Annotated in this window: 20 protein-coding genes and 1 pseudogene; 11 read left to right on the forward strand and 10 right to left on the reverse strand. The window is 40.6% G+C overall.

Features of this window, described 5'->3' with window-relative positions; all coding sequences use genetic code 11:
* The 3 genes and pseudogenes from RMZ43_RS22380 to RMZ43_RS22390 all read left to right on the forward strand — a co-directional run.
* Positions 1-450, forward strand: a pseudogene (locus RMZ43_RS22380) (photosystem II D2 protein (photosystem q(a) protein)); the annotation flags it as partial.
* A gap of 704 nt (positions 451-1154) precedes the next feature.
* Positions 1155-1436, forward strand: a complete 282-nt coding sequence (locus RMZ43_RS22385; protein ID WP_322649297.1) for a 4a-hydroxytetrahydrobiopterin dehydratase — start codon at positions 1155-1157, stop codon at positions 1434-1436.
* 640 nt (positions 1437-2076) lie between these two features.
* A complete protein-coding gene (locus tag RMZ43_RS22390; RefSeq protein WP_322653520.1) occupies positions 2077-3807 on the forward strand; it encodes an iron uptake porin in 1731 nt (576 codons plus the stop codon).
* A gap of 191 nt (positions 3808-3998) precedes the next feature.
* On the opposite strand, the gene RMZ43_RS22395 is transcribed toward RMZ43_RS22390, so the two are convergent.
* Entirely contained in the window at positions 3999-4229 is a 231-nt protein-coding gene (locus RMZ43_RS22395) for a hypothetical protein (RefSeq protein WP_322653521.1), read from the reverse strand.
* 112 nt (positions 4230-4341) lie between these two features.
* Here RMZ43_RS22395 and cysK point away from each other — a divergent pair, with 112 nt between their 5' ends.
* The 3 genes from cysK (at position 4342) to RMZ43_RS22410 (ending at position 7036) form a co-directional block, all read left to right on the forward strand.
* Positions 4342-5304, forward strand: coding sequence for a cysteine synthase A (gene cysK, locus RMZ43_RS22400; protein ID WP_322653522.1), 963 nt, complete (start codon positions 4342-4344; stop codon positions 5302-5304).
* Between the two features lie 15 nt (positions 5305-5319).
* On the forward strand, positions 5320-6021 hold the full coding sequence (locus RMZ43_RS22405; RefSeq protein ID WP_322653523.1) for a J domain-containing protein: 702 nt from the start codon (positions 5320-5322) through the stop codon (positions 6019-6021).
* Between the two features lie 142 nt (positions 6022-6163).
* Positions 6164-7036 (forward strand): 6-carboxytetrahydropterin synthase, encoded by an 873-nt coding sequence (locus RMZ43_RS22410; RefSeq protein ID WP_322653524.1) that lies wholly within the window; start codon positions 6164-6166, stop codon positions 7034-7036.
* 111 nt (positions 7037-7147) lie between these two features.
* On the opposite strand, the gene RMZ43_RS22415 is transcribed toward RMZ43_RS22410, so the two are convergent.
* Genes RMZ43_RS22415 through RMZ43_RS22425 form a run of 3 tightly spaced genes read right to left on the reverse strand, consistent with a single transcriptional unit; the run spans position 7148 to position 9643 of the window.
* Entirely contained in the window at positions 7148-7705 is a 558-nt protein-coding gene (locus RMZ43_RS22415) for a Uma2 family endonuclease (protein ID WP_322653525.1), read from the reverse strand.
* A 32-nt stretch (positions 7706-7737) separates the two neighbouring features.
* Entirely contained in the window at positions 7738-8730 is a 993-nt protein-coding gene (locus RMZ43_RS22420; protein WP_322653526.1) for a PrsW family intramembrane metalloprotease, read from the reverse strand.
* The gene (locus RMZ43_RS22425) at positions 8723-9643 is read right to left on the reverse strand and encodes a class I SAM-dependent methyltransferase (RefSeq protein WP_322653527.1); all 921 of its coding nucleotides are present in this window, start codon (positions 9641-9643) and stop codon (positions 8723-8725) included. The genes RMZ43_RS22420 and RMZ43_RS22425 overlap by 8 nt, the downstream gene beginning before the upstream one ends.
* A 324-nt stretch (positions 9644-9967) precedes the next feature.
* Here RMZ43_RS22425 and mscL point away from each other — a divergent pair, with 324 nt between their 5' ends.
* Entirely contained in the window at positions 9968-10399 is a 432-nt protein-coding gene (mscL, locus tag RMZ43_RS22430) for a large conductance mechanosensitive channel protein MscL (RefSeq protein WP_322653528.1), read from the forward strand.
* A 191-nt stretch (positions 10400-10590) separates the two neighbouring features.
* Here the strand turns inward: mscL and RMZ43_RS22435 are convergent, their stop codons facing one another.
* Positions 10591-12270, reverse strand: coding sequence for a DUF3352 domain-containing protein (locus RMZ43_RS22435; RefSeq protein ID WP_322653529.1), 1680 nt, complete (start codon positions 12268-12270; stop codon positions 10591-10593).
* Positions 12271-12921: 651 nt separating this feature from the next.
* Between RMZ43_RS22435 and RMZ43_RS22440 the strand changes: the two genes are divergently transcribed.
* The 4 genes from RMZ43_RS22440 (at position 12922) to RMZ43_RS22455 (ending at position 19858) form a co-directional block, all read left to right on the forward strand.
* The gene (locus RMZ43_RS22440) at positions 12922-15564 is read left to right on the forward strand and encodes a M1 family metallopeptidase (RefSeq protein WP_322653530.1); all 2643 of its coding nucleotides are present in this window, start codon (positions 12922-12924) and stop codon (positions 15562-15564) included.
* Positions 15565-16567: 1003 nt separating this feature from the next.
* The gene (locus RMZ43_RS22445; RefSeq protein ID WP_322653531.1) at positions 16568-18292 is read left to right on the forward strand and encodes an ABC1 kinase family protein; all 1725 of its coding nucleotides are present in this window, start codon (positions 16568-16570) and stop codon (positions 18290-18292) included.
* Between the two features lie 28 nt (positions 18293-18320).
* Positions 18321-18695, forward strand: a complete 375-nt coding sequence (locus tag RMZ43_RS22450) for a hypothetical protein (RefSeq protein ID WP_322649284.1) — start codon at positions 18321-18323, stop codon at positions 18693-18695.
* Positions 18696-18976: 281 nt separating this feature from the next.
* On the forward strand, positions 18977-19858 hold the full coding sequence (locus RMZ43_RS22455) for a hypothetical protein (RefSeq protein ID WP_322653532.1): 882 nt from the start codon (positions 18977-18979) through the stop codon (positions 19856-19858).
* 39 nt (positions 19859-19897) lie between these two features.
* Here the strand turns inward: RMZ43_RS22455 and RMZ43_RS22460 are convergent, their stop codons facing one another.
* The 5 genes from RMZ43_RS22460 to RMZ43_RS22480 are packed head-to-tail and all read right to left on the reverse strand — an operon-like array spanning position 19898 to position 25066.
* A complete protein-coding gene (locus tag RMZ43_RS22460) occupies positions 19898-20938 on the reverse strand; it encodes an Npun_R2821/Npun_R2822 family protein (RefSeq protein WP_322653533.1) in 1041 nt (346 codons plus the stop codon).
* A gap of 16 nt (positions 20939-20954) precedes the next feature.
* On the reverse strand, positions 20955-21845 hold the full coding sequence (locus RMZ43_RS22465; RefSeq protein ID WP_322653534.1) for an Npun_R2821/Npun_R2822 family protein: 891 nt from the start codon (positions 21843-21845) through the stop codon (positions 20955-20957).
* Positions 21846-21848: 3 nt separating this feature from the next.
* Positions 21849-22832: an Npun_R2821/Npun_R2822 family protein gene (locus tag RMZ43_RS22470; protein ID WP_322653535.1), complete on the reverse strand. Its 984-nt coding sequence runs from the start codon at positions 22830-22832 to the stop codon at positions 21849-21851.
* A 3-nt stretch (positions 22833-22835) separates the two neighbouring features.
* Positions 22836-23795 carry a glycosyltransferase family 10 domain-containing protein gene (locus RMZ43_RS22475; RefSeq protein WP_322653536.1) on the reverse strand — a complete coding sequence of 320 codons (960 nt, stop codon included), beginning with the start codon at positions 23793-23795 and terminating at the stop codon, positions 22836-22838.
* A gap of 35 nt (positions 23796-23830) precedes the next feature.
* Complete coding sequence (locus RMZ43_RS22480) at positions 23831-25066, reverse strand: glycosyltransferase family 4 protein (protein ID WP_322653537.1); 1236 nt, start codon at positions 25064-25066, stop codon at positions 23831-23833.
* Between the last annotated feature and the right edge of the window lie 4 nt (positions 25067-25070).

The following is a 25070-nucleotide window of genomic DNA, read 5'->3' on the forward strand; positions in this document are numbered from 1 at the left end:
GTATTGGGTGGTGCGCTACTGTGCGCCATTCACGGTGCCACAGTCGAAAACACCTTGTTTGAAGACGGAGATGGTGCTAACACCTTCCGTGCCTTCAATCCAACCCAGTCAGAAGAAACCTACTCAATGGTGACGGCAAACCGTTTCTGGTCACAGATTTTCGGTATTGCCTTCTCAAACAAACGCTGGTTGCACTTCTTCATGTTGTTCGTGCCAGTCACAGGCTTGTGGATGAGCGCCGTCGGCATCGTCGGTTTGGCACTCAACCTGCGGGCTTATGATTTCGTCTCCCAAGAATTACGGGCGGCGGAAGACCCAGAGTTTGAAACCTTCTATACCAAAAACATTTTGCTCAACGAGGGTATCCGCGCTTGGATGGCTCCTCAAGATCAACCCCACGAACAATTTGTATTCCCTGAGGAAGTTCTACCTCGCGGTAACGCTCTCTAATATTGAAAGCTGATCATGACTCAAGTCATGGTTGTGGTTGCCGAAAATTGACACTAACTAGATTAAATAATCTCTTTTGCATAAGCCAATAAAGTGTCAATATTCCCCATTCTCCAGTCATCTCCTGCCTTTTGGTGGGGGATTTTTTTATTTTTTATATATCGTTAATATCTATAAATTTATGTGTTATCTTATATGAAGGTTATAAACCCGGAGCAAATGCTCTGCCCTTTTGAGACTAAGACCGCTTAGGCAACAAGGAGGTGATGCCCATGATAGAAAGTAGTAAATGCATGGGTCATCAGGTTGCAGTTAGCCGGCTGTGTGCCGGGGCTGTTCTCTAAAAGTTAGCCTTAGTTATCTTTGAGATACTAAGTTAGCTCAATTAGCTAGGCAAGCTCGGAGTTCCTTCCGGCAGTCTGGTTGCAACCTGAAGACCCGCTAGACCGCTCTGAGATAGATTATCTGATCTAACTCAGAGCGGATAGTCTTTTGTGGGTAACTTTTTTAACTTTAGATTAAAAATAAAAATATTTTGCATTAAACCTTGGGTTCTAACTAGATGTAAGCAATAGAGTCTATTCATTAAGTCTAATTTAAATATAGATACATGTCTTATGCTCTAGTTGCTCCTCGCATCGTTTTTCTATGGAGAACAAAAGGAATTTTATCTAACGTTAAAGATGTAATGTGGCTTTTTTGATATGGCACAACTACTAACTGAGGCAGAAATTCAAGAAAGTGCAAAGGTTCTGTCCGGTTGGACTGTTAAAGGCTCCAACTTAGAGATTACCCGCACATTCAAGGATTTTATCCAAGCAATTGAGTTTGTTAATAAGCTGGTGGAGCCTGCGGAGTCGGTAGGACATCATCCAGATTTAGAAATTTCCTACAACAAAGTGAAGATTGCACTCACAACACATGATGCAGGTGGGCTGACGCAGGCTGACTTTGATTTAGCACAGGCGATTTCCCAAATTAACTAAGTAATTTATTCTGATTATTCTGACATCTTTAAATACTTAACTGGAAGTCACAGCGACGGCAGACGCAGAATGTAGGAAGCTTTAAGATTAGAAGTACAGGTTTTGGTTTGGAGTGCGCTGGTTTCAAAACTTTTGATTCATAAGCTGCTGGTGTTTGCGATCGCAATAGCAGATAAACTACCTCGCATAAAGACTTTGCCTAAATTTGTATAGCTGAGTCAGTATGTTTTTATTTCTATGCAAATTTCAGTAGGTCTAAGTGCAAGAAGGAATGTTTACTCACAATCTGCTAAGTGTCTAAGCTTTGGCCAATTTAGCCTGCGTAGCCAGTGAATGCCCTAAAGCCTACTCTCTGTTGAGATATTTAGATAATTATATGTGACAGTTCTTAAGGCGATCACTCTAATCTTGTCATCTAGATCCGATGTTTTATAATGTTATGATATAAAGATATGTTTTTGCATAAGTTAATCAGATAAGTTTTTAACCCTAAGTTAATCGTTTATTTAGCTTTGCAAAAACTAAAATTGTAGTAGTGGCAACTATGCCTCATCCACAGGTTTCAATCAGATGTCGCATTTTTGAGAATTAGGTGTAACGAAACCAATTATCTAAACAAGGTGTGAGGAGTTAAGAGAAGATGTCTAGTATATTGTGGAAATCCTTAGTGGTTAGCCCAGCAGTTTTGGGAGCAACATTGTTAGTTTCGGCAACCGCAATGGCGGCTCCAAACAAGACCACTGAAGTATTACCAGCTGCACAACCAGGTGTAACTGAAGTTACCCAACAGCCAGAAACATTGGCTCAAACAACCATTGATGAAGTTAATCGCTACAGCAACGAAGGTAACCAAAATAATTCTCAGTCTCAAGTAACATCGGTTTCTCAATTTTCTGATGTACAACCCACTGACTGGGCATTCCAAGCATTGCAGTCCTTGGTTGAGCGGTATGGTTGTATTGCAGGTTACCCAAATGCTACTTATCGCGGTAATCGTGCTTTGACCCGTTATGAATTTGCCGCAGGTTTGAACGCCTGTTTGGATCGGGTTAACGAATTGATTGCCACAGCAACAGCTGACCTAGTTACTAAACAAGATTTAGCTACTTTACAACGGTTGCAAGAAGAATTTTCGGCAGAATTAGCAACCCTACGTGGTCGTGTAGATTCCTTAGAAGCGCGGACTGCTGAATTGGAAGCTAATCAGTTCTCCACTACCACTAAACTAGTTGGTGAAGCAATTTTTGGCGTTAGTGATGTGTTTGGAGGTAACAGTGGCGACAATAACAACACTGTCTTCCAAGATCGGGTACGTTTAGACTTGCAAACCAGCTTCACTGGTAGAGACATTTTACATACACGTCTGGCAGCAGGTAATGCAACAGCTTTTACACAACTTGATAACGGTGGGAATCAGATCAGGACTGCTGAAGGTACACAAACGTTTCAAGTTGGCAATAACAATGGTAACAACAGTGTCAATATAGATCGTTTGACTTATGAAGTTCCTATAGGTCCAGCCAACGTTTACTTAGCAGCTGCTGGCGGACGACACAGCCATTATGCATCCGTCAATAATCCTTACTTTTTCGATCAAACTGATGGTGGTAACGGCGCTTTATCTACCTTGGCTTCTGAAAGCCCCATCTATCGGATTGGTGGTGGTGCAGGTATAGCGCTGAATCTACCCCTTGGTAAAGGTCAGGGTATTCTAGGAAATAGCTCAATCACTGCGGGTTACTTGGCATCTAATGCTAATAATCCTGGTCTGAGTTCAGGTCTAACCAACGGCGATTACGCAGCTCTTGGACAGTTGAACTTTAGTGTTGGTAATCGCTTGGCTTTAGCGGCTACCTACGTCCACGGATATAATACCGCAGGCAATTTCTTGTTTAACTCCGGTACTTCATCAAACGTAAACAACGCTTTTGGATCTTCTGTTGCAGTAGGTACTAATCAAGCTAACACTCTACAAAACGCAGGTGTGAGCAATTCCTATGGTGTGGAGGCTGCGTTTAGACCTAGTGACAAGCTGTCAGTTAGTGGCTTTGTCTCTTACCACGATGTCACCGGCTTTGGTGCAAATGATGATTATCAAGCTTGGAGCTACGGTTTAGGGGTAGCATTACCTGATTTTGGTAAAAAGGGTAACGTCTTAGGTCTTTTTGCTGGTGCAGAACCTTATTCGTTTAACCGGCCAGGTTTTGGTGGTAACAATGATATACCCTATCACTTTGAAGGCTTTTATAAGTATCGCGTGTCAGATAACGTCTCAATTACTCCTGGTGTAATTTACTTGACTTCTCCTGGTCAAAACAGCGATAACGATGATGCAATTATCGGTACGCTTAGAACAACTTTCACCTTCTAGAGTATTGACAATCTGGCAATAATTTAACTTTATTGTTCCCCGCCATTAGGCGGGGCTTTTTGTTGTTAGTAGTAGCAAGAAACCCCAGTAGTTAACCGGAGTATACTATAAAAGTTAGGAGTGGTGAGTTAAAAGTTCTAAGTTAAGAATTAAAAATTTCTAACTCTGGCAGTTTTAATTTTGGGAAAAGTCTAAGCGTCGCTTTTTAGTGAACAGAACTTTTCAAGAGGAATTTTGAATTTTGGTAAAGCAGCGCGGTCTTCTCTCAAGGGGAGACGCCAAGGGCGATAGCGCAGCGTTAGCAAGTTATCGAGCGTCTGGGGTTTTTCCCTATGAGCGACTGCTGTTAGGGCAACGTAAAGCCAACTCTTAGAGAGGCTTTGCCAACGGCATGGCTTCTCTACGAGAGGTAGGAGCGTCACCCGTTCGCGCAGCGTCTCCCCTTGGAAGAAGGGATTAAATAAAAAATCTGGGAACGAGAAAGCCGAACAGGATTAATAAATGACTTTTGACTAAATAACTAAGGGCTAAATTATGCGAATTGCTTGTAACATTACAGAACTGGTTGGTCGTACACCCCTGGTGCAATTGAACCGCATTCCCCAAACAGAAGGGTGTGTTGCCGAAATTATAGTGAAATTGGAAAGTATGAACCCATCGGCATCAGTCAAAGATCGGATTGGGGTGAGTATGATTAACGCCGCCGAAGAAGAGGGGCTGATTACTTCTGGGAAAACAATATTAGTAGAACCTACTTCTGGAAACACAGGAATTGCCCTAGCAATGGCAGCAGCAGCTAAGGGTTATCGGTTAATTTTGACAATGCCAGAGACAATGAGTGCGGAGCGCCGGGCGATGTTGCGAGCTTATGGAGCAGAACTGGAATTAACGTCAGGGATGGAAGGTATGAGTGGGGCAATTGGGCGGGCGCAACAAATAGTTAATACTATGCCAAATACTTATATGTTGCAGCAATTCCGCAATCCAGCCAATGCAAAAATGCATCGGGAAACTACAGCAGAAGAAATTTGGGAAGATACCGATGGACAAGTAGATATGATCGTAGCAGGGGTGGGCACAGGTGGTACGATCACTGGTGTAGCAGAAGTGATTAAAGCACGCAAGCCTAGTTTTAAGGCGATCGCAGTTGAACCATCCAATAGCCCAGTTTTATCTGGGGGACGACCAGGGCCACATAAAATTCAAGGGATTGGGGCTGGGTTTATTCCCCAAGTTCTTAAGATAAAATTGATTGATGAAGTGATTACTGTCACCGATGAAGAAGCGATCGCTTATAGTCGGCGTTTGGCAAAAGAAGAAGGGCTACTATCTGGTATTTCCAGTGGAGCAGCTTTATGTGCAGCAATTCGCGTCGCCCAACGCCAAGAAAATAAGGGACGTTTAATTGTGATGATTCAGCCTAGTTTTGGTGAGAGGTATTTGAGTACACCGTTGTTCCAAGACCTGGAAACAAGGTTAGCCGCTAGCATCAGCTAACGATAAATTCAATTAATGGTCAATTCTAAGCACGTTTCTAACCATTACGAAACTCTCAAAGTTAGTCCAAGTGCAAGCCTTGCGGAAATTAAGCAAGCCTATCGCCGCTTGGTTAAGTTATTTCATCCTGACAGCAATCAGGAAAGTGCCGACCAAGAGCAGATAATTCGCATCAATGCAGCTTATGAAGTCTTAGGCGACAACCAAAATCGCCGCGATTATGACCAACAACTGCAAGATGACTCTCAAAAATTAAATAGCGATCGCCAACAGCGTACAGCATCAGCGCAAAAGCATTACCAGACAACACGAAAAACTGGACGCGATGTTGACGAGCAAGTTGAGGAATGGCTGCGCCAAGTTTACCAACCAGTAAATCGCTTGCTTTGTACCATTCTTTATTCCTTAGAAGAACAAATGGAGCAATTAGCTGCTGATCCTTTTGATGATGAGTTGTTAGATGAATTTCAGGAATACTTAAAAACCTGTCGAGATGACCTCAAGCAGGCACAAACTACTTTTCGCTCCCTACCGAATCCGCCTAGTTTAGCAAGAACAGCCGCTCACCTTTACTACAGCCTCGATCAAGTAGGAGATGGACTCGATGAATTAGGTTACTTTCCTTTGAACTACGATGAGCGTTATTTACACACAGGTCATGAACTATTCCGTATAGCTTCGAGATTACACTGTGAGGCACAAGCATCTGTTACATAGTCATTGAGAATTGGGCATGGGTAAATTTCGCTGGATGCCAAAGGACTAATGACTAATAACTAATAACACATAACTTAAGAATTAGTTTATGCTGGAAGCAGAGAAAGATTAAGAAATTTTAAATTCTGCTCATAGTGTACTCATGCAATGTATTGTTAACCGCCGCGCCCAGTTTTCGGCAAGCCATCGTTATTGGTTGCCAGAACTGAGTGAAGCTGAGAATATTGAGAAATTTGGTGCTTGCTCTAGATTTCCAGGACACGGGCATAACTATGTCTTATTTATCTCCCTAGCCGGGGAATTGGATGAATATGGCATGGTGCTGAACTTGTCTGATGTGAAACACGTAATTAAACGGGAAGTTACCAGTCAATTGGACTTCTCTTATCTCAACGATGCGTGGGCAGAATTTCAACAAAGTCTGCCTACTACTGAGAATATTGCACGGATTATTTGGCAGCGACTAGCACCACACTTGCCTTTAGTCCGTGTGCAGTTATTTGAACATCCTGAACTTTGGGCAGATTATACGGGAAACGCAATGGAAGCCTACCTCAATATCAGTACTCACTTTAGCGCCGCCCATCGGCTAGCTCATCCTAACCTCAGTAACGAAGAAAACACTGAGATTTATGGTAAGTGCGCTCGTCCCCACGGTCACGGACACAATTATCATTTAGAAGTCACTGTGAAAGGGGAAATTGACCCACGGACAGGGATGATTGTTGACTTAGGTGCTTTGAACCAAGTAATAGAAGATTATGTGGTTGAGCCATTCGATCACACCTTTTTAAACAAAGACATTCCCTACTTTGCTGAAGTTGTTCCCACTGCTGAGAATATCGCTCTTTACATTAGTAATTTACTGCGATCGCCTATTCAAGAATTGGGAGCTAAACTTTACAAAGTGAAACTGATTGAAAGTCCCAATAACTCTTGTGAAATCTACTGTACTGAATCTGAATCAAATTCAGTCAGCGCAACTGCGAATCAGCCAGTATTAGCAAGCATTTAGGTAATTGAAAATTTAGTTAGGCATAGGACATAGGGAACTGATATCATCCCAATGACGCCAGTTGCTTCAAGTCGGCAGAGCCGCCCAACGCACTGGCTCCCCAATGCCCACCTAAAAAAGTTTACTTACTAAACAGTTGAAACCAGGTAGCAAAGAACTTGTTAACTCATCTTGACTAAATAAAGTAGCTGCCAACTTTAATGCAGCCTGTTCACGGCGATAAACCTCAACTTTCTTTTGTATAGAATCGCAAATCCAATATTCTTGAACACCTTGGACTGAATACAGCTTTAGCTTTGTTTCTTTGTCGCGTTTTTGGTTTTTTTCACCGGGGGATAAAACCTCTACAACTAACTCCGGTGCGCCTGTGAGATGTCCAGCTTCATCTAGTAAGTTTTTTAAGCGTTCATGACTTGCCCAGACCACATCAGGGATCACATTGTCAGAATCTGAGAAAATAATTCCAGGTGCGATCGCAGCTTTACCTAAACCAGTTTCATCTGACCAATTGTTAAGAACTGTAACAATATTGCCACAACTTGATTGATGATCCCAACTAGGTGATTTGGTCACAAATAGTTCTCCATCAATAATCTCATAACGATTTTTGCGATCGCCAGCAAATAGTTCTAGATCAGCAGTCGTCCAACGCACTGGAGTTGTTTGCATAGAAACCCCCTAGCATTTTTCTAAATCATATTTTAAAAATACCGACGACGAGCGGAATGTCGCAAATACCGATAAATGCCCCAAGCTAAAACTCCGAAAAAGAGATTTAGTGAAAAGCGACTAATTATAAACCACAAAATATAAACATCAAAAAGCTTTGACGGACTCAAGGGACTAAGAATCCTGACTAAAAGAAACAGCCCAAAAACAGCATTTCCACCCATTATGAGGGCAAACAGCACTAAACTCCTCTGCCAGTAACGGTGTTGGGGTGTATGGCCTGAAATCAGGGTAATGGCGGGTTTGCCTTGCACTTTTCGCAGTAATTGTTCTAGTCGCCAAAACATCCACAAGAGAAATGGGAATAAACCATAACTCAGGAAACCTAAAGGCAGTGAGTAACGCCAAGCACTTGATAAAACATTAACTAGGGCATGACAGATTACAGAATTTAGCCAAGCCCTAAAAATGAACGTTTTGTCTTGATTTAACCGAATGTTCGAGGAAATATAGATTCCTAAAGCATATCCCCAAGGTGCAGAGAACATGGCGTGGACTGGCATACCGATTATACGGTCTAGAATTGAGGCTGTATCGTGGAAAAGGTAAATCCAATTTTCTTCGGCAGTGAATCCAAGGGCAACGGCTATGGTGAAGAGGAAAACGGTAGATGCAAATAATCGATACTTGCGTTGCAAATAGTAGATTGGGACAACAACCGCTACAAACTTGCAACCTTCTTCAATTGGGCCTACTTCCACAAGCTGCCGCAAGGCTATTCCAGGAAGTGTAGCGCAGCGACTTGTCGGCAGACATAGCTTGATCTGATGCCAGTCTACAACCCTGTTGACTACAATTTCAAAAATCCATTCGAGGCTAAGGGCTAAGATACCAGATATTGCGCCGATGATAAAAAACATCAGCAACTTTAACAAAGGTGGGGCAAATGGCACTCTACAGTAGTAGTAGCCTAGCAGCAGCAAAGGTGGTATTGCTGCCCAGAGCAGTAAAGAAAAATCAACCACTCACCTGAGCAAGTACTGTGCGGTGACGGTGGGTATTGTTAATGATAGTGGGAGTTTGGAAATCTGCTTCAACAATAGCTTGCTCAATATCTAAACCGAAATATTCATCTAAATACGGTTCTGTACTTTTGAGCAAAGTCAAAATATAGGCTGGCATTTTTTGGTAAACTTCAGATTTTGGATTCATGTCCATGATTGCCAAGTAGCCACCCGGACGCAGCAAGCGCCGCATTTCAGCTAAAATCTGTCGAGTTGGCGATTGGGGTAATTCGTGGCACATCAGGAAAATGGAAACTAAATCAAAAGAGGCATTAGGTAGCCCGGTAGATTCCGCTTGGGCATGAAGCCAGTTTATTTTAGCTTGACGTTGCCCAGCGCGGTAATTGGCAACGGCTAAGAAGTAGGGAGATAAATCTAAGCCTGTAATTTTGGCATGGGGATAAATTTCTTGCATGGTAAATGTACTTAAACCCACACCACAAGCCACATCGAGGATGTCTTGGGGTTGATTGAGGATTTGCACTTTGAGGATATCGTGGTAACTTTGGCGCAGTTTAGCATCTCCTTCCGCTCCAGCATTTTGCCAAATTCCAGCATGGACAGTACGGGCAGCAACTTCTAGCTCACAAGCGGCTTTCCAACTTAGGTTTCCACCTTCATAGGCATGGAATGACCGCAAATAGTATTCTGGGTAGGAAAGCTGAGGATTTTCTACTTGAGCTAGATCAGCCTTCCAATCACGCGCCTGTAGTGTTTCGACTTCTTGCGTCCAAGGCACGCCAATTCTTTCAGCACGTTTAATCATCATTTGTCTAGCTTGGTGTTTGGCTAGGTTGGCTAAAGGTTTGATTGCCAGTACGCCATTTACCAAACGCGAAGCTAAACCAGGATTAGTGTTTACTGTAGTGGTCATAAATTAATTTGCGTTCAACAGCCTTTTTTACTTATGACATACTTGCTAGACAGCAGTCTAGAAATGAATTGAATTGTATAACGGCAGTCTGTCTCCTTTGACTTGCCCCAAGCAACAAATATTATAGAAAGTTGACATTTGCAGAGCAGCAAACTTCTGAGAAGATTTAAATCATACTGGTTTACATTTTGTATTTATCAGAGAATTTTATTCAAGACTGGTAAAATTTTGATACTTAGCAACATTTCTCTCAACAAGAATGGCAAAAAACTGAGTGTCATTTATAAAGAAAAGTACAGTAAGTTCAGCTGATTGGAGTCAAATATGGGCAGAGCAAGAAGAAGAGCAACTGGCTTTTTAAAAGATTTTCAAGAATTTGCCCTGAAAGGCCATGTAGTTGACTTGGCGATCGCTGTGATCATTGGTGGTGCTTTTGGCAAAATTGTCACTTCCTTTGTTGAAGATGTGATCATGCCATTGATTAATCCCCTGGTTAGTTTTGCTGGCAAAGACTGGAGAACAATCGCCATTGGCCCGGGAATCAAGATTGGTCACTTTCTTGGCGCAATAGTTGACTTTGTAATTATTGCCTTAGTTTTATTTGTGGCAATTCGAGCCTTACAAAAATTCAAGAGACAAGAAGAAGTAGCCGATGAACCATTGCCAGATCCTAACCTTGTAGCCCAAGAAAGATTGACTGGCGCTTTGGATAGACTCAATCAAACCTTGGAAACTCGGAATAATCAAGTTTTGTGAGTAGTAAAGGGATTAGGAGTGGGAGGATGAGGTGGTAGAGGAGCATAATTAATCACCAATCCTCCTCAATAGCGCTGTTAGTGGTAGCCGGACTTTAGCCAGTGCTGAGTTAGGAATCTCACTTATTTACACGGAACTCGAGACAGGCTAAACCCTAGCTATCCGCTAACGTAACTGTTTTGTCCCATGGCCTACTTTGCAGTAGGCTTGAGAGCTAACAACATCTCCAATTCACTGGTAGATTTATCAGGGCTATTAGCGGTAAAACCAAGACCACGAATGGAACTCAGGATTGTGATAGCGTTGGCGTCAGATGAGATTAAACTCTTGATCAAAGGCACAGTTTGAGTTTTGTCCATATCTAGATAGAAATAGCCGCCGTTGGGCTTTTGCAAAGAACCCGTAACGGCTTTGAAGGTATCGCTATTGTCAAGAGATGGATTCTTGCGATCGCCGATTGCTTCAGCAACTGGGCCACCAAGAGCTACAAATACAGTATCTTGATCTAGCCAACCATGTGACAATAAAGCTCCCTGTCTGGGGATTTGCCATTCAGTTACGTCTTTCCCACCAATATTTCTGTTGGCAACGTTGATTTGTTGGGTTTTGGCAAGGGTATCCAATTTCGTGAAGGTGGCTTCGGCAGTTTTGCGATCGCTAGTATCAAATACTAAAGCACCTCCAAAACCAACATTTGCTAACACCCCTTGATTAGATGGAATCGCACCAAAGGCAAATTCCCCATTCATCCAGCCAAAAATATCTTTATCCAGGTCAATATTGACAAATTTCAATTGTCCTCGCACCTGTTCAAGACCTTGTTTCATTTCTGGATAATTTTTTGACTCTTCTACTAGCGTTTCCCAGCCACGGCTGATACCATTTCCACTAATCAGAGCAAAAGTACCAGTGGGAAATTGCCCAACTATATTTCCCGGACTTGATTGATACTGAAATTTATTTAGTTGCGGATCTAAATTAGCGATCGCTTTTACCCGCACTCCCGCATCATCAACACCAACACCCGCCACCACAGATTTTATCTGCCTAAGTTGCGTCAGCGCTTGTGGAGGTAACTGCTTTGCCTGCGGGCTTCCGGCTGCTAATTGCTGTACCATGCCGGCATAATCTGGTACATAAATTTGGGCGAGGCTGTTTTTGACATCCACTCTTTTGTTAAGGATGCTGCTTGCACCTTCTTTACTGGCAAAAGAAGACTCTCCTTTAAAGGTGTCAATTGCTTTTTCTATAGCTTGCTTTTCGGGTGCTAATACTACGTGACTATTATTTAAAACTACGCTATATGTTGGCTTGCTATTTTCTGTAGTTTCTATAATTTTTTGACCTTTATAGTCAGATTCTTGAAATTTAACTCCTTTTTGTGACTTTAATTTGTTAGCAAAATTCAAGGCGCTGAGTTTGTCCTTGATTCCCACTACGATCAAGATATTTGATTCCTGCTGTACATTGATTGGCGCATTAGGTGTTTGAAAAGATGCTTTCAACTGCGCCGATTTAACAGGATTAGGTGGCAATACAGCAATCATGACACCACCAGCCCAAGGCTTTATATCTTTTTCATAAGAAACGTTACTGTCACTGAACACTTGCTGATTGAAATTTTCCAGACCTTTTGCCACTAATTTTTGTGCTTCTGGAGTGCCAAACTGCTGTAACTTTGCCCAAGCTTGAGAGTCAGTAGTAATATAAGTTGCCATCAATGCTGTTGAAGGTACGAGTTTAGCGCTGCCTAGAGCGTCTGAGCTAGCTCCTGATGGGGCTTTAAAATACGTATAAGCTGCTATACCTCCTGCGACAAGTACAGCAGCACCAACAGCAGGAATGAGAAACTTAGATTTACTTTCAGGCATTTTGTTATCCTCTTTTGCTCAGATTGTCACCGAGATTTATACAAGTGTCACTGTAGAGTTTTCGGATTTATTAATAATTTCCGCTCATTGATCGGTATTTACTGATAAAATTAGTAGTCCTGTAAGTTAGCAGTCTAAAATAATTACTCTAAAAAATACTTTCACGAGATGGGGAGCGAATCGGCAAATGATATGCTGTTCATTTCAAACAAAATAGCCTGCTCAACAGTGGCAAGCTATCCTAAGTTATAGGACTCCTGTCTGATTTGTAAGGAAAATTTCAGATAAAACCCTGATAAACGAGCTTTTCAGTCTCAGTATGTTTTCAAAAATCGAATCGGAGTCCTATATAAGAATAATTAGGAGTGTTTGTACTTAATTAAAAGTTATCGAGGTGCAAGAGACTCTTGACTTGATGCCAAAAAAGTGCAAAACATCAGTAGTAAATGCGGGAGGGATATGGAAAAAAGTCCAAGGATCGCCAGCTAATCTTCGGAAATTCCGGTGAGATTAATTTTAATCCCCCCCAAAAGGGAATTCTCACCTCCATAATGCCCTATTAATTTGGGAAATATATTTAGACACCGCTATTTTACTTAACAACATCCAGCCAAGCCAGACTTTTCAGGATTACAAGGTCAGTAAGGATCAATGTCGAAGTTTTATTTTGATACAGATAATAACGTACACAAACCTTTTGAGTTACCGGGAGCAAGACCACACTACAGCCCCGATCGCCCCGGACAGGTAGAGCATATTTTTCTGGATCTCAGCTTGGATATACCCAAGCAAAGCTACCAGGGCAATTGTAGCATTCGCCTCTTACCAATCCGTAATGGCATTGATCGTTTGACTTTGGATGCTGTCAACCTGAATATCGAGTCTGTACAGGTGGACAAAGTGCCACAAAATTTTGACTACGACGGGGAACAGCTTTCTATCCAACTTGCTGAGGCGACTCAAAGTGGTAAACGCTTGCTAATTGCGATCGCCTATTCAGTAACAAAACCGCAACGCGGTCTTTACTTTATTCAACCAGACAAGCACTACCCAAACAAGCCAACTCAAGTTTGGACTCAAGGAGAAGACGAAGACTCTCGCTTTTGGTTCCCCTGCTTTGATTATCCAGGACAACTGTCCACTTCCGAAATTCGCGTTCGTGTCCCCAACCCTCTCGTAGCAATTTCTAACGGCGAATTGATTAACACCACAGAAGATGGTGATTACAAAATCTATCATTGGTCACAGCAACAAGTTCATCCTACCTACTTGATGACTTTAGCAGTAGGTGACTTTGCCGAAATTCAAGATGAGTGGAATGGGAAACCAGTTACCTACTATGTAGAAAAGGGACGGGAGGAAGATGCTAAACGCAGCATGGGCAAAACTCCCCGCATGATCGAATTTCTGAGCCAAAAGTATGGCTATCCTTATGCTTTCCCGAAATACGCCCAGGTTTGCGTCGATGATTTCATCTTTGGCGGGATGGAAAACACCTCCACAACACTATTAACGGATAGATGCTTGCTGGATGAACGCGCCGCTTTAGATAACCGTAATACTGAAAGTTTAGTCGTCCATGAACTCGCGCACCAGTGGTTTGGTGATTTGGTGGTGATTAAGCATTGGTCTCATGCTTGGATTAAGGAAGGGATGGCTTCTTATTCTGAGGTGATGTGGACAGAACAGGAATATAGTTTAGAAGAAGCAGCTTACTATCGTTTATTAGAAGCTCGTCGTTACTTAAGTGAAGATAGCAGTCGCTATCGTCGCCCGATGGTAACACATGTTTACCGGGAAGCTATTGAGCTTTACGATCGCCACATTTACGAAAAAGGGTCTTGTGTTTATCACATGATTCGGGCCCAATTAGGAGATGAGTTGTTTTGGCAAGCTATCCAAACATTTGTTCAAGATAATGCCCACAAAACCGTAGAAACAGTAGACTTACTCAGGTCGATTGAAAAGGCTACCGGACATAATCTTTTATTCCTCTTTGACCAATATGTTTTTCGTGGTGGTCATCCTGATTTTAAAGTAGCTTACTCTTGGGATGGGGATGCTAAATTAGCAAAAATCACGGTAACTCAAACCCAAGCTGCTGAAGGTCAAAATGGTAGTAAGGATTTGTTTGATTTAAAAATACCTATTGGTTTTGGCTATACCCAACAAGGAGAAGTTAGGAGTGAGGAGTTAGGAGTTAAAAATAATTCCAAACTCCTAACTCCTAACTCACAACTAAAAACTTTTGTAGTGCGAGTAAATGAACGTGAACAAAGCTTTTACTTTCCCCTAGAAAATAAGCCCCAATTTATCAGCTTTGATGTTGAGAATAATTATCTGAAAACAGTAGCGTTAGAGTATCCAATATCAGAGTTAAAAGCACAGTTAGAATTTGATCACGACCCCATTTCACGTATTTACGCAGCAGCAGCTTTGGCAAAAAAAGGTGGATTAGAAGCTATTATTGCACTATCTACATCGCTAAAAAATGACCCATTGTGGGGTGTGCGTGTGGAGGTGGCGAAACAACTAGCGCAAATCAATTTAGACCAAGCCTTTAATGGTTTAGTTCTTGGGTTAAAAGATAAAAATGCTTACGTACGACGAGCTGTAGTGGAAGCACTTGCTCAAATCAAAACTGCTGAAAGCTATAAAGCAGTCAGAGGGTTAGTGCAAAAGGGCGATCCTAGCTACTACGTGGAAGCAGCAGCTTCTCGTGTGATCGGGGCGATTGCATCTGCAAACTTGGAAGATAAACCCAAGGAAGACAAGGTATTAAAGCTGCTAAAATCCGTTTTAGAAGAAAAGGTGGGTTGGAATGAAGTGATTCGGAGTGGTGCGGTTGCCGGTTTAGCTGAATTCAAAACCTCGGAAGCAGCTTTAAATTTGCTAATCGAATATACCAAACTCGGTGTACCACAACCGCTACGTTTAGCCACAATTCGCGCTTTAGGAAAGATTTCTGTAGGTCAAAGTCCGGTTAATTTAGAACGGATTTTAGAAAAATTAACAGAACTAGCGAAAGAAACCTTCTTTTTAACGCAAGTTGCGGTAGCAGCAGCATTAGGACAAATGGAAACACCTAAAGCAGTGGGGATTTTGCGATCGCTAGCTGAACAAACAGCCGATGGGCGTGTGCGTCGCTACGCTGAAGAAGAAATTTCCAAGGTGCAAAAGAATATTGGTTCAGAAAAAACCCTGCGTCAATTGCGTGAGGATTTTGACCAACTTAAACAGCAAAATCAGGAATTGAGAAGCCGTTTAGAAAACTTGGAGGCCAAATCTAAATAGCATTGCACGATGGTTAAAAGTAGCTAATTGGTAATTGGTAAGTGTGGCTAAATCACTACCAGTTACCAAATTTATAATACTTATAAATAATAATTCTGTTATAAGTTTGGGGTTGATTCTTCTACCTAAACTATACAATTCTAGGGCTAGTACAGCACGATGTAAATACTATTATCATTATCCATATTCTTATAATAGTTAAAGTGTCGCGCTCATCCGATATCCCGCCCAGAACTTAAGTTCTGCGGTTCATAGCTAAAGTCCACTCAAGTGGACTGAAATTTTCCAAGCTTTTCCTAATTAAATGAGGTACATCAGAGGAAGCCAGGAGCTTGCTCTGGGTTCTATACCTACTTAACTCAGAGCGCTATAAGATAGCCTTCTACATGGCTGAAAATTTTGTATTTAACGAGGTTCAGGGATTTAAGTCTCCTGCTTCTATCAAGCAGCGCGAATTGAACGCCTAAATCTAAATCCCTGTTACAAAACGTAATTGCTCTCTTCGTAGCGGGGCGTTCGCTTTTAGGGTCTCCAAGAGTTGCCTATTGCGAATTGGTTTAATCCTCCTGAGAGGAATGTAAGCTATTAACCTTGGAATTTATTCCGAAGCGAGAATGGTAACAAAGATTAAATCCAAGACAGTAATAGTACTACTACTTCATATAAATGTTAGTAAATAAAGTTACTTACGATCGCAGTTGATTTAAATTTGCATAATCAGACACAGGTAGATATTTATATTTTTATAAATAATGGTTAAGAAAAAATAAAATCATCTAAAAGTGGGATAAGTAGTTGTAGTTTTATAAAGTATAATTAAGAAAAAGATAAACAAATCTTAGGCAGTAACACAAGCTAAAATCACGGCGAACCGTATCCCAAAGGGGTAGAGTTCTAGTTGTTTTAGATAAAAGACTACCGCTATCCTGAACTTGCAAGTAATTTGTGGGTTAGGAGAAAAACAATCATTGTAAATTTTTCAGTTGAAGAGGCAAATAAAGGCGTGGGTCAGTATCAACCTGCTCTGCTAAAACTCTATAATCCAGAGGCGATCGCTCGCTACTATAGTTACCGTCCCTGGTTAGCATGGGGGCGACTCCTGAGAATTATCTTCTCTTTTGCGGGATTTATACTCAGTCTCAAGTGGGACGAATGGCAAGATAAAGTTGAGCAGAACAAGGGTAAACGAGCTATCCAGTTGCGAGAACTGCTCACCCGCCTTGGCCCAACTTTTATCAAAGTTGGTCAAGCCCTCTCTACCCGGCCTGACCTAATCCGTAAGGACTTTTTAGAAGAACTGATCAAGTTACAAGATCAGTTACCACCTTTCGATAATGCGATCGCTTACAAAATTATCGAAACTGAACTAGACCGTCCCATTCACGAAAGCTTTAGCGAACTGTCGCCTAGTCCAGTAGCAGCAGCTAGCTTGGGTCAAGTATACCGTGGTCGTCTAATTAGCGGCGAAGAAGTCGCAGTGAAGGTGCAACGCCCCAACTTACGCCCGACTCTCACCCGCGACCTCTATCTATTACGCTGGGGGGCGAGTTGGGTAGCTCCCTGGTTGCCCCTCAATCTCGGTCACGACCTAACTTTAATCGTGGACGAGTTCGGCACGAAGTTATTTGAAGAAATCGACTATATAAATGAAGGCCGCAACGCCGAAAAATTTGCTAGTAACTTCCGCAACGACCCGCAAGTAAAAGTTCCAGGCATTTACTGGCGTTATACAAATACCCACGTTTTAACCCTGGAATGGATTGACGGCTTTAAGTTGACAGATACTAAACGCATCAAGGAAGCAGGTTTAGATCCAGAAGCGATTATCCAAATTGGCGTTACATCAGGGTTGCAACAGCTTTTAGAACACGGCTTCTTTCACGCTGACCCTCATCCTGGCAATTTGTTTGCTGTGCCCGATGGTCGGATGGCTTATATTGACTTCGGCATGATGGATCAGTTGGAGGAAAGCACCAAAGAAACACTAGTGGATGCGCTAGTACATTTGGTGAATAAAGACTACACCGACTTAGCCGAAGATTTTGTAAAATTAGGATTTTTGACTCCAGACACGAATATTTGCCCGATTGTGCCAGCCTTGGAAGCGGTGCTGGGAAATGCAATTGGTAAAAATGTCAAGGATTTTAACTTCAAAACTATTACCGATGAATTCTCGGAACTGATGTATGAATATCCTTTCCGAGTCCCGGCGAAGTTTGCTTTGATTATTCGTTCTTTGGTGACTCAAGAAGGTATTGCCCTTAGCCTCAACCCGAATTTCAAAATTGTTGAGGTGGGTTATCCTTATATAGCACGGCGCTTGCTGACAGGGGAATCGCCAGAATTACGGCGGCGATTATTGAATGTGTTGTTCAAAGATGGTAAATTTCAGTGGCAGCGATTAGAGAATTTGATTGCGATCGCTCGGACTGATAATAACTTTGATGTGTTACCCACAGCCCAGATGGGGTTCCAATTTTTAATTTCGGAAGAAGGCAAATTTCTGCGGCGGCAGCTGGTGCTTGCTCTTACTGAAGATGACCGCCTCCACACCGAAGATGTCCAACGCCTGTGGAACCTGGTTAAAGATGACATAAAACCAGATCGTTTATTAAATGTAGCGATCGGAATTTTAACAGACTTATCCAGGGAAGGCGCAGCTGCTATCCTACCAAAAGCTACATCCCTTGCGCTTTTTGCTGGGAATCAGTCAACAAATAAAAACTAAAAAATCTTTAATATAATCAGGAGTTTTGATGTACTATTTTCCTCTACAACCACCTTATTTTCTGTTACTTGTTGGCTTTCTAACAGCATTAACATCTGGTTTAGCATTATCTGGCACTTTGAAAGTAATTGTACAAAAATGGCCAAGCGAACGAACAGAAAATACTAAACCGCGTTCCTCACTCAAACAATTATTTGTGCCATTTATCGGTATAACTGGCGGTACTAGTCTATTTCTGTCTTCAGGGTTAGCAATATTTGGCTTTCCTACTTCCTTGGCTTTAGGAGTCGGTTTACCAATTAGTCTGTTTACTTGTTTATTAGTTTGGTTGCAACTGGGAAGTATGATGACCTTTATAGAACGCGAAGGTATGCAATCTTTAGATTTAGATTCTTTTTCTTAGATAGTATAACGCTTCATCAACATCCAAATTACCCTAAATTATCACCGCCAGCAATGATATTTCGCTACAAATGAGATCATTAGCTAGTGGTGAATACCTATTTTGTATTAAAATTTTATAAATCTAAGATTTCATTGCGTTAAGATTACGTACAAATACTGAAATTTGCATCCGCAGTATCTCTGCTAAAAAGATAACAAGTATGACTCAAAGTATACTCGACTTTGTTTAGAATTTTGGCGTTGCAGATTTTTATTTAATTAGAAGGAGCGTAAAAAGCTATGAATCAAGACAAAAAGGCATTTTGTTTTTGTACTTTAGCATGTGGCAAGAACTATCGCAATCTTGCATTGTTATTAGCAAAAGATATCGAAAAATATTCGCCCAACACATCTTTTGTTATTTTAACTGATTTTCCTAGCGACTTTAGCCAACAACCTAACGTTTTGGCATTTAAGCATAGACAACAAAGCGTTAAGTTTTATCATGACAAAAGATTTGCAATAGCCAAGAGTTTATCTCTATTTAATTCATGCATATTCATTGATGCAGATATGCGAATATTAGCGCCAGTTCCACAAAATCTGAAATGCATTTCAATGCCAGGAATAACGGCAAGAGGTTGTGAAAACATGACAAAAAAGTATGCTAGAGTTCTAACTGGCAATCCCGACCCCAGACTTCTGAAAGAGTTTAAAGTGGCTAAAAAGGCCGCTTCAAAGTTAAATCTAGAACTAGAAAATGAAAATATTAACTTTGTTTATGAATATCTATTTACAGTTACAAAAGACTCTGGAAAGGAAATAGAATTTCTTAAACAGTGGGAAATTCTGGCATCTTATTGTGAGTTAAATGGACTGTATGATTGCGAAGGAAATGCAATAGGTTTAGCAGCTGCTAAAGCCGGTTTACCAGTTAGATGGAGTGCAATGGATGGTATCTCTTTCTTTAAGAATAGAATCGAATTTGTCAGAATCAAAAAGGGAGAATCGAAAATGGAGGATATGGCAATATATTTTGAGCAACAAACAAAGTTAGAATACCCCGAACGCTTCATTGGACAGAAAATTATAGTTAAAAGCAATAAAATTATTAAGTATTTATATAATTTACTGCGTTTAAGAATTTTAACTTTGAAAGACTTTGATTTTTATTACCGATAATTAAGCAATAGATAAGCTAAAAACTACACAACCTTTAAGTCAAGTTTGATTAGTAATTCTATCCTTGAAATTACGATAGTTTAGCTTGATATTGTTGATTTTTTGATTGAAAAAACTTGTACTAGTCTTTTGCAAACGTAGTAGTGGACTCTGACGCTTCAAGCTTGTGGGTCTTTGTTCTGGCGACTTTAAATATCTATAATATAAAAATACATCTCGATATGGAATATTAATATCTTCACCAGCGCAAAGTTGAGTAAAGTTTGATGAATTTATACTCATATAGTGCAGATATGTCAGCCGCCGTCCTTGGTCATAAAGAACGTTATCTACTATATCAAATTGAGAACTCCAGTGATTACCTGTTGAGTGTTTGCAGTCATGAAAAGCAAAGTTATAATATGGAATTCCGCTTTTCAATACCATATAGTTAAATAAAGATTGGTCAGGGCCTAAACAACACATGACTTCGGCTTCGCCTGCTATTAATTTGTCGAGAAAGTCGGCTCTTATAGCTGGAGAAAAAATGTTTTTCTTAGTGGCAAACCAACCAGCACAAAATATCTTAGATTGCAAGTTATCTAAATTAAAAACTTGCTGCATTTGCTCTGATAAACCATCAAAAACAAATTTTAAATCAGACTTATATTGAAAATCATTGACTACCCAATCATAGGCATCTAATTTTTCATATACATAATCTACAGGCCCCATTAACAAAGTATCTGCATCAAAATAAATAAATCTATCAAAGGGGCCGTCCACAGCACACAATTTGCGGTGCATTGGTAGCCGATAGAGTTCTGGAAAGCCCCACCCTCGCCAAGTTTTCTGTGCTCTAGGATAATTTTTCCATATCTGAGTAGCAAAGTCATCCCAGTAAGCTATGGAATCATAATCTTCAAATAAGCTGACATTATCTCTAGAGGCAATCTCTGCCTTTACTTTGTCTAACTGCTCATTATATGGAAGTATACAAATAGGAATTTTCCTGCCGGCATTAGCTTCTATACTATTGAGCAATGCAACTAATTGGTCATAGACGACATCATTGGCTAGGATATAAATGCCATCAGTCATTGGGATACTCCTAATATTAAGTACGGGCAGTAACAAAGGGAAATAAACGGCGAGTCAGTTTAGGGATGAAGGCGAATTTACCTTCATGGAGATAGCGATAATGTTCCCACAATTGCCAATAGGGACTACCAACTTTCATCCGTGTACCAGCCCAATGGAGATATTTTAGTCGTTGTCCTCGGTCATAGAGGGCGTAGTCTTGCTGTTGGAAATTTTGCGAACCGGCCCAACTACCAGGCCCGCCTCCTGGAATTTTGACGAGATTACCACGTTTGGCAATTAGTTTAAGAACAAGATAATTTAAAATAGGTTGGTCTGTAACTCCTTCAGAAAAATCGAAATATTCTCGATGTGCAGCACATTCGCGCAAAGCTTCGTCCATTTGTTGTTCGGTAATAGTTCCTTTCCTAGAAGCCCAAAAACCGCTATTGAAAACGTCTTCAAGTTGGGCATCTGAAAAAATTTGCTGCTCTTTCACAAATGGGGAAAATATATTTCGCAGCTTGTCATTAGCATGATGGTAATCGCAACAGAAAAAATCAACTTCTGAAAGTTTGTCTAAATTGTCAACGATTTTTTCAAAAACGACAATATCAGTATCAATATAAATAAACTCATCTAAAGGGCCAAACCACGCCACTAGTTTACGCATCTTGTTGGGTAAAGCCAGGAAATCTCGATCAAAAATTTCTCCGATGCGTTTGGTAAATTTATCAATAAGTTCTAAATCTGGAAAAATTTCCACTTTATGTAAGGTAGTAAGCTGCTCTGCTACCTTATGATAATTTTCATTAAAAGGTATGAGATAAACGGTAACTTCTGGGTCATAGTAACGAATGCTATTAAGTAAAGCGATCGCATTATCAATAACCCGGTCATTGGCAACAATATAAATGCCCCTACTCATAAATTATCCTTGGTTAATCAACCTAAGTTTTCGCAAAGCTCTTGTAAGTAAATTTGGTATTGGAGCGTCATCATAACTTTTAGGAGGATCTGTAAAGACTGGACGCTTTTCTGGCTCGTGTAAATAACGATAATAGAGAAATAAATCTCGATAAGGAAACTCAATATTTTCTCCAGCACATACTGCTTGATTAATATTAGGAGGAACACCAATATAATGAATATAAGTTAGTCGATTGTCTTTGTCATAGAGAATATGTTCTCGTTCTTCAAAGTGCTTAGATGTGGCAGAACATCCAGTTTTTTGATTATCTGGTAATTGTTGAGCAAAGTTATAAAGAGAAAGATTAGACCTCATAACCATGTAGTTGATCAGTGGTTGTTCACCAGCACCTTCATACAAAATTTCCGCTTCACCATTTTTTTGTAGATGGGATATTAAAAAATCTCTTTGCTCTGTATTAAATATGCCCTGTTTTGAACCATAGAAGCCTGAGCAAAATATTTCGGAATCAATGCGTTTTTGCTCGAAAACTTTTAGTAATTTAGGCGAATTAACATTGTATACTTTAGTGACATCTTTAAATTGAAAATCATAGACAACAAAATCATAGCTATCTAATTTTTCAAACACCGCCGCCAGAGAGTTCATTACTAAGGTGTCTGCATCTAAATAGATAAACTTATCAAATGGCCCATCAAAAGCACAAAAACGACGGTGAGCGCCATATAAGCGGAATTTACTACGATTCAATCGTTCTGGCGCTGCTGAAAGCATAAATTCATCCCAGCGATTAATTGATTCTTGATTATCGTAAAGAAATACATTAGGTCGTTTAGCTATTTCATCAGCAATTCGCTGTGTCTGATCATCGAAAGGATAGATACAAACAGGCGTTTCTGGGCCCAATATCGCATCAATACTGTTAAGCAGAGCCACCAATTGATCGAAAACATAATCATTGCCAAGAGTACAAATACCATTCATAATTTATGAGTGTTGATCAACAAAGTTTGACAACCAGTTAAGCAGATTTAATTTGTGTAAAATGATTTGACGTGCTTCTGCGATCGCATCTTTGGCAGCATACCAAGCATCAGGTGTAGCTGTCATTTCTTGGATGTAGGCAATGCCTTTTTCATCTAAACTGGGTAATCGTAAAAAACTACCAGGTGGCAATAATTTATCAGCAGCCGGGCCGCCATAGTAAATTGGTAAACACCAGGCAAGTAAACTATCCCAAAGTTTCTCACTCACATACCAATTATTATCAGCATAATTTTCGATTGCTAGATTGTAATAATATGGTGCCATCCCATACCACTTATTACCCAGTTCCCCTGACTTTTTCGCCCATTGTGGTAAGTTGCGTCCATACAAATCAAATTTAATACCACTAGATTGTAGAGACTGCAAAAAGTCTAAACGCTGGCGATGGTTGACAGTGCGGCTAATTCCTGAAGTAATCCAACTACATAGAGCAACCTTTTCAGGAGGTGGCATTTCATTTAAATCTTGAAATGAATTTGAATGATACCAAATAGCAGGCATGTAGTCAGGAGTGGGGGCAAAATCATCTGGGCCAGAAATGTAACCGCAATACTTTTTGGCTTCTTGGTAATTATGATTAGTGATTTCTACAATTTCATCTAGAGGCGGTTCTCTTAGTAAATAAATAATCCGTTCTTTACTCACATCACGCAGTAGAGAATCAACACTTATTACTGATTTTTGCTGCCGTGTACGAAAACTATCGAACCAAGATGTTTTTGGCGCTGCTTGAGGAAAATCAAATTGATACATCAGCAGATAATCTGGTTTTGCTGCCAATGCTTGCATTTGGATATTGCCCCAAGCTCCAAATTGATTTGGAGTTTGTTGCCACAGCCAATCGGCTCTAGTTTCTAAACCTCGATAACTGCTAATCATGCCTACAGTTTTGATATTCATTTTATTTATGAGTTAGTTATTATTAGTTATTTTCCTTATAAAACAACTTGGGGTAACAGAGACTTATCAACATAACTAAGGATTTTTGCTGCTCTATTTTCCCAAGAGAACTGCTTAACGAAATTGATACTATCTGGATAACCTTCTATTTTTCTGGGATGAGTTTCTAAAACCCGCTTTAGACATTCGGCAAATTTGCTGGGATTATCTGGCTCACACCAAGCAGCGATGGCTTCGCCAACACCTCCGGTGAACGCTTGAGTATTTTGAAATTCAACTAATGATGGAATTTTTGTTGCTACAATGGGAGTTCCAGAGGCGAAGTAGTCAAAGAGCTTTAATGGAGATGTGAAAGTTGCCGCTTTTCCCGAACAATGAGGGTGAGCTAAAACATCGGCTGCTTGTAGCAAAGATGCTAAATCATTATGTAATATATAGCCCAAAAATTTAATATTATGAACTTGTTTTTCTTTTACCAATTGCTGATAATATTCGATATCTTTTGGCTTACCACCAGCACAAGCAAATTCCACATTAGGCATTTCTTGAGCTACATCAATTAATACATCGATACCCTTGAATTGCTGTAAAGCTCCCGCATAAACTACCAATTTTTGACTTTCATCTTGCAATAGTTTTTGACGCCATTCGGTTGCTTTTTCTGGTTGTCTCTCCATAAATAAGCGATTAAAACCATTGTGCATTGTAATCACTTTTTCTGGTGGCATACCATTTTTAATCATGCTTTCGCGGATGGTGTCTATAACGGTAACAGCAATTTGCAATAGCGGATTTTTAACAATTTCTGGCTCAAATGGTTTGTCTTCGTGGTGGTGGTGTTCATAAATTGCCGGAACGCCATTTTTGATGGCAGCTTTGACAAAATTCCAGTTACGACTGTGGACAAGTTTAGTAGTTGGAAGTATGTGAAATGGTAAATAATACTTGCTGGCAATGGTGTTAGAGTCAGTAAATTTGCTCCGAAAATGGTCAATTGGCCAAGGCATAGGTAAAGGAGCAACTTTTAACTTGTCATGGAGGTTGTAATATTTAATCAGTTCTGTTGGTGTTTCTCTGGGTTGAAAAGGACGAGCTAAATTAGCTGGATTAATAGCTTTTGCTCCTTTTTCAAGATATACCAAAACTGTTGAGTATCCCAAGTTAGCAGCGCCGTTAGCTGCATTTGTAGACTGCACTAGGTGAGCCTCTGGCTGCGGTAACTCTTCACCAATGAAAAAAATATAGTGTTTTTGTAAAGCAGAATTTTTCATAAAT

The organism is Nostoc sp. CmiVER01 (assembly GCF_034531135.2).
Taxonomy (GTDB): Bacteria; Cyanobacteriota; Cyanobacteriia; order Cyanobacteriales; family Nostocaceae; genus Nostoc.